We start from the raw sequence: 6,000 nt of genomic DNA, 5'->3' as shown, positions 1-6,000 counted from the left end.
CGCCGCCCCCCACCGCGGAGCGGAGTGGGGCGGCGCGCCGGGCGGGGTCAGTCGCGGGCGAGGATGAGCCCCATGGCCTCGGCCCGGGTGCGGTCGCGGTTGCGGAAGTCGCCGCGCACCGCGGAGGTGACGGTCTTGGCCCCCGGCTTGCGCACCCCGCGCATGGTCATGCACAGGTGCTCGGCCTCGATGACGACGATCACGCCGCGCGGTTCGAGGTGGCCCATGACGGCGTCGGCGACCTGCGTGGTCAACCGCTCCTGCACCTGCGGTCGGCGCGCGTAGACGTCGACCAGCCGGGCCAGCTTGGACAGCCCGGTGATCTGGCCGTTGGCGTTCGGGATGTAGCCGACGTGCGCGCTGCCGAAGAACGGCACCAGGTGGTGCTCGCACGTGGAGTACAGCTCGATGTCCTTGACCAGCACCATCTCCTCGTGCCCGGCCTCGAACACCGTGGTGAGGACGTCGCCGGGCTCCTGCCGCAGCCCGGCGAACTGCTCCTCGTAGGCGCGCGCCACCCGCGCCGGGGTGTCGCGCAGGCCGTCGCGGTCGGGGTCCTCGCCGATGGCGAGCAGGATCTCCCGGACGGCCTTCTCGATGCGCGGCTGGTCGACGCCCTTCTCGGACGGGACGACCAGGGGGAACTCGTCGTCGGCGGCCCCGGCGCCCCGGGTCACGCCGGGCTCCCGGGGCCGGTGCCGGGCTCGCCGGTGCCGTTGCCGCCCGAGGCGGTGGGGCCGGACTCGCCGTTCCACGCCTCGCCGCCGCTGTAGCCGCCGCCCTGGCCGTTGGTGCCGCCGGTCAGCTCCTCGACGTCCTTGGGGCCCAGCAGGGCCAGCTCCTTGGGCGTCTTGACCGGGGGCTGGGTGGAGGGCTGGCGCTTGCCGTAGCCGGTGAAGGAGCCGCGCGCCGGCCGCTTGCTGATCGGCGCGAAGATCTCCAGCACCTCCTCCTTGGTGAGGGTCTCCTTGTCGAGCAGGTGCAGCACCAGGTCGTCGAGGACGTCGCGGTACTCGACCAGGATCTCGTACGCCTCGTCGTGGGCGGACTCGATCAGCCGGCGGACCTCCTCGTCGATGAGCGAGGCGATCTCCTCGGAGTACTCGCGGGCGTGCGACATCTCGCGGCCCAGGAACGGCTCGGTGTTGCCGCTGCCGAACTTGCGCGCGCCCAGCCGCTCGCTCATGCCGTACTCGGTGACCATGTTGCGGGCCAGGTTGGTGGCCTTGTCGATGTCGTTGGCCGCGCCCGTGGTGGGCTCGTGGAACACCAGCTCCTCGGCCGCGCGCCCGCCCAGCATCATGGCGAGCTGGTCCATCATCTCCGAACGGGAGGTGAGGAACTTGTCCTCCATCGGCACCGACATGGTGTAGCCCAGGGCCCGGCCGCGCGGCAGGATGGTGATCTTGTGCACGGGGTCGGCGTTGGGCAGCGCGTGCCCGACCAGGGCGTGGCCGCCCTCGTGGTAGGCGATGACCTTCTTCTCGGTGTCGGCCATGACCCGGGTCTTGCGCTCGGGGCCCGCCATGACGCGGTCGATCGCCTCCTCCAGGGTGGCGAGGTCGATCTCGTTGCGCCCGGCGCGCGCCGACAGCAGCGCGCCCTCGTTGACGACGTTGGCGAGGTCGGCGCCGGTCATGCCGGAGGTGCGGCGCGCGATCACGTCGAGGTCGACGTCGGCGGCCATGGGCTTGCCCTTGGCGTGCACGTGGAGGATGCCCTTGCGGCCCTCCATGTCGGGGCGGTCGACCACGATCTGGCGGTCGAAGCGGCCCGGCCGCAGCAGCGCGGGGTCGAGGATGTCGGGCCGGTTGGTGGCGGCGATGAGGATGACGCCGCCCTTGACGTCGAACCCGTCCATCTCGACCAGCATCTGGTTGAGGGTCTGCTCGCGCTCGTCGTGGCCGCCGCCCATGCCGGCGCCGCGGTGGCGGCCGACGGCGTCGATCTCGTCGATGAAGATGATCGCGGGGGCGTTGGCCTTGGCCTGCTCGAAGAGGTCGCGGACCCGGGAGGCGCCGACACCGACGAACATCTCGACGAAGTCGGAGCCGGAGATGGAGTAGAACGGCACCCCGGCCTCGCCCGCGACGGCGCGCGCCAGGAGGGTCTTGCCGGTGCCGGGCGGACCGAACAGCAGCACGCCCTTGGGGATCTTCGCGCCCATGGATTGGAACTTCGCCGGGTTCTGCAGGAACTCCTTGATCTCCTGCAACTCCTCGATGGCCTCCTCGGCGCCGGCCACGTCGGCGAAGGTGCTCTTCGGGGTGTCCTTGGTGATGAGCTTGGCCTTGGACTTGCCGAAGTTCATCACCCGGGAGCCGCCGCCCTGCATCTGGTTCATGACGAACAGGAAGATGGCGATGATGATGATGAGCGGCAGGAAGCTGAACAGCAGCGACACGAACATGCTGTCCTGCGGCACCTCGACGTCGAATGACGAGAGGTTGCTGTCGTCCTGCTGCTGGACGTCGCGGAGCTGGTCCGCGATCTGCTGTCCCTGGTCCCCGACCCAGTAGGCTTCGTAGACGTCGCCGTCGGTCGTGGTCAGCTCGATCCGCTGGTCCCTGTCGATCAGCCGGGCGTTGTCGACCTCGTTGGCGGCGATCAGGTCGAAGACCCGCGAGGTGTCGACCTTCTCCGGATCGGAGCCGGAACCCAGGCTCGTGAGCTGGAAGAAGACGAAGAGCATGAGGCCGATGGCCACGATCCATGGCCACGGCCCGCGGTACAAGCGCTTGAGATTCATCGATACGGAACCCCGCTGGGTCCGTCCCTCCTGACCAGGCGGCCTGCCCCGAGAATCCACGAGGTCCCCGACCGGGGGCCGGTGGCGGGCTCGGCGCACTGCGCCGTGTGCCCCCACCGTCCCACCGGGAAGCCTCATGGCCGCCGGAAGCGGGACCTATCGGACACGTTTTCCCTACAGTGATGCCGGGATATTCGACGGTACACCCCCGCCGTGACCGAGTGCACTCACGCCTCGGAGCACCCGGTCGGCACGGCCCCGTCACGACACCAACGCGCGCGGACGCCCGCGTTGTTCCCGGCGGCGGGGCCGATCGCGCACCGCACCGCCGGGGCGGCGCCCCTACGACCCGTACACGTGCGGGGCGAGGGTGCCGATGAACGGCAGGTTCCGGTACTTCTCCGCGTAGTCCAGGCCGTAGCCGACGATGAACTCGTTGGGCAGGTCGAACCCGATGTAGCGGACGTTGAGGTCGACCTCCAGCGCCAGCTCCTTGCGGACCATGGTGCAGATCTCCACCGACGCCGGGCCGCGCGAGCGCAGGTTGCCGACCAGCCACGACAGGGTGAGCCCGGAGTCGATGACGTCCTCGACCACCAGGACGTTGCGGTCCTTGATGTCGGTGTCCAGGTCCTTGAGGATGCGCACCACGCCCGAGGAGGTCGTGCCCGCCCCGTAGGAGGACACCGCCATCCAGTCCATCGCGCACGGGTGGCGCAGCTCCCGGGCGAGGTCGGCCATCACCATGACCGCCCCCTTGAGGACCCCGACGAGCAGCAGGTCGCGCCCGGCGTAGTCGGCGTCGATCTCGGCGGCGAGCTCCCGGTTGCGGACCCGGATCTGCTCCTCGGTGACCAGGATCTTCTCCAGGTCGTCGCCCATGTCTTTCGCGTCCACGCTCTACCGACCTCGCTGCTCGACTCGTGGGAAACCACAACGCAACAAGGATAAAGGTCCACAACCCGCCACCCGGTCCCCCGGCACGGCGCGGACCGGCGCGAACGCCGCAGGCCGCCCCCGGCGGGCCGCCGGTCGGGCGCCGGGGATCACGGCGGCGGGGGCGCGGAGAAGACGACGCGGCCCTCCGCGCGCCGGGCGCGCCGCCCGCCGGGCAGGTCGATCGCGCCCTGCCCGCGCCAGTCCGCGACCAGCCGGTCGAGTTCGGCGACGTGCCCGGCGGTGAGCGCCCCCGCCGGGCAGCCGGCGGCCAGCGCCGCGCCCCGCAGCACCCGGGTGCGCACCGCGCGCGGCAGGTCGGCGAGGGCGGCGGCGTCGAGTCCGCCGGGGCCGCGCGCCGCCGTGCGGGCGGCCCGCCCGGCCCAGGAGTCGAGGGCGTCGGCGTCGTCGCGCAGCAGGTCGGCGGTGCGGGCGAGGGCGGCGGCGACCCCGGGGCCGAGGTCGCGCTCCAGGGCGGGCAGGGCGCCGTGGCGCACCCGCGAGCGCGCGTAGGCGGGGTCGGCGTTGTGCGGGTCGTCCCAGGGGTCGAGGCCCATGGCGGCGCAGGCGGCGTGCACGGTCGCCCGGTCCAGGCCGAGGAAGGGCCGCAGGTAGCGGCCGACGGCCGGGGCCATGCCGGCCAGCGACCGGGCGCCGGACCCGCGGGCCAGCCGCAGCAGCACGGTCTCGGCCTGGTCGTCGCGGGTGTGGCCGAGCAGCACGGCGGCGGCGCCGGCCCGGTCGGCCGCGGCGTCGAGCGCGGCGTAGCGGGCGCTGCGGGCGGCGCCCTCGGGGCCGCCCGAGCGGCCGACCTCGACGGCGGGCGCGGTCACGGGGTCGAGCCCGAGGGCGCGGAGCCGGTCGGCGACGGCGGCGGCGCGGGCGGCCGACCCGGCCTGCAGGCCGTGGTCGACGGTCACGCCGCCGGCGCGCAGGCCGCACCGGGGCGCGGCGAACGCGGTGGCGCCCGCGAGGGCGAGGGAGTCGGCGCCGCCGCTGCACGCGACGAGGACGAGGGCGCCCGCGGGCAGGCCGGCGAGCGCGCGCCGCACGGCGCGCCGCGCGGCCGCGACCGGTGGCGGCGGGCCCGTCATGCCTCCGAATGTAGTGCCCGCGCGCAGGCCGGGGGCCGGGCACGCACGAGCGGGGCCCGCCGTCGGGCGGACCCCGCTCGGGGTCGGGTGGCGCGCGCGGGGGTCAGCCGGCGGGCGCCTCGGCGCCGGCGCCGGGCAGCGCGGGCGGGCTGACGACCCGGGAGACCCAGGACTGCGGGTCGCGGATCTCGGCGAGGGTGGGCAGGGTCTCGGGCGACTCCCACACCCGGTTGAACTCGGCCATGCCCACCTGGGCGACGACCGCGCGCACGAACGCGGCGCCCTCCTCGTACTGCTTCATCTTCAGGTCGAAGCCGAGGAGCTGGCGGATGATCCGGTCGATCCGGTTGGCGCCCTCGCGGCGGCGCTGGAAGCGGCGCCGGATCTCGGCGACGGAGGGCACGACCTCGGGCCCTACGGCGTCCATCACGTAGTCGCCGTGGCCCTCGGCGAGGGACATGACGGCGGTGATGCGGTCGAGGATCTCGCTCTGCTCCTCGCTCTGGAACGCGGAGATGAGGTTGCCCTCGCCGCCGCGCATGACCTCGGCGACGGCCTCGCCGGCCGCGCGAAGGCGGTCGAGGAACGCGGAGGCGTCCATGTTGGACGCCAGCAGCATCTCCTGCATCTGGCCTTGGACGTAGTCGCGCAGCCACGGGGTCGAGGTGAACTGCGTGCGGTGGGTCTCCTCGTGCAGGCAGACCCACAGCCGGAAGTCGCGCGGGTCGACGTCGAGCTCGCGCTCGGCGTGCACGATGTTGGGCGCCACGAGGGTCAGCCGGCCCGTGGGCGCGGTGCCGTCGGGGTCGGGCGGCAGGAACAGCTCGTACTGGCCGAGCACCCGCCCCGCGAGGTAGGAGAGGACCGCTCCCAGCTGCACGCCGGTCACCCGCGAGCCCACCGCTGTGGTGAGGGTGCCGGCCGCGCCGCCGCTGCCCAGGCGGTCGGCGGCGAGGCGGTCGAGAATGGGTTCCAGGACGACGCGGAACCCGTCGACGTTGGCCTTGATCCAGCCGGGACGGTCGACGATGACCGCTGGTCCTGCCGGTTCAAGGGGTTGCATACCGGTGAATTCGCGGACGTGCCCCTGGGCCGTGACGGAGAGGTCGCGGAGCTGCGCCACGGCTTGGCGCGCGTCGGCGAGGTCCACCTGCGGCCCGGGCCGCACGAGGCGGACTCCGGTGTTGACGGCTATGTCCCAGTCGATCAGACTCACGCTTT

General features: G+C 73.2%; 5 protein-coding genes. All 5 read right to left on the bottom strand.

Annotation, left to right across the window (positions count from 1 at the left end; all coding sequences use genetic code 11):
* Positions 1-47 precede the first annotated feature (47 nt).
* The 5 genes from folE to NT8_RS14460 all read right to left on the bottom strand — a co-directional run bounded on the left by folE (position 48) and on the right by NT8_RS14460 (position 5,989).
* On the bottom strand, positions 48-638 hold the full coding sequence (folE, locus tag NT8_RS14480; RefSeq protein WP_067969214.1) for a GTP cyclohydrolase I FolE: 591 nt from the start codon (positions 636-638) through the stop codon (positions 48-50).
* Between the two features lie 35 nt (positions 639-673).
* Positions 674-2,749: an ATP-dependent zinc metalloprotease FtsH gene (gene ftsH, locus NT8_RS14475; protein WP_067969201.1), complete on the bottom strand. Its 2,076-nt coding sequence runs from the start codon at positions 2,747-2,749 to the stop codon at positions 674-676.
* A gap of 342 nt (positions 2,750-3,091) precedes the next feature.
* On the bottom strand, positions 3,092-3,646 hold the full coding sequence (hpt, locus tag NT8_RS14470; RefSeq protein ID WP_067969198.1) for a hypoxanthine phosphoribosyltransferase: 555 nt from the start codon (positions 3,644-3,646) through the stop codon (positions 3,092-3,094).
* 149 nt (positions 3,647-3,795) lie between these two features.
* Positions 3,796-4,779 (bottom strand): tRNA lysidine(34) synthetase TilS, encoded by a 984-nt coding sequence (tilS, locus tag NT8_RS14465; protein WP_067969195.1) that lies wholly within the window; start codon positions 4,777-4,779, stop codon positions 3,796-3,798.
* A 103-nt stretch (positions 4,780-4,882) separates the two neighbouring features.
* Positions 4,883-5,989, bottom strand: coding sequence for a zinc-dependent metalloprotease (locus tag NT8_RS14460; RefSeq protein WP_067969211.1), 1,107 nt, complete (start codon positions 5,987-5,989; stop codon positions 4,883-4,885).
* Positions 5,990-6,000: the final 11 nt, after the last annotated feature.

It is taken from the genome of Nocardiopsis trehalosi NBRC 14201 (assembly GCF_001552555.1).
GTDB lineage: Bacteria > Actinomycetota > Actinomycetes > Streptosporangiales > Streptosporangiaceae > Nocardiopsis_B > Nocardiopsis_B trehalosi.
This window is presented reverse-complemented; position numbering and strand designations above follow the sequence as displayed.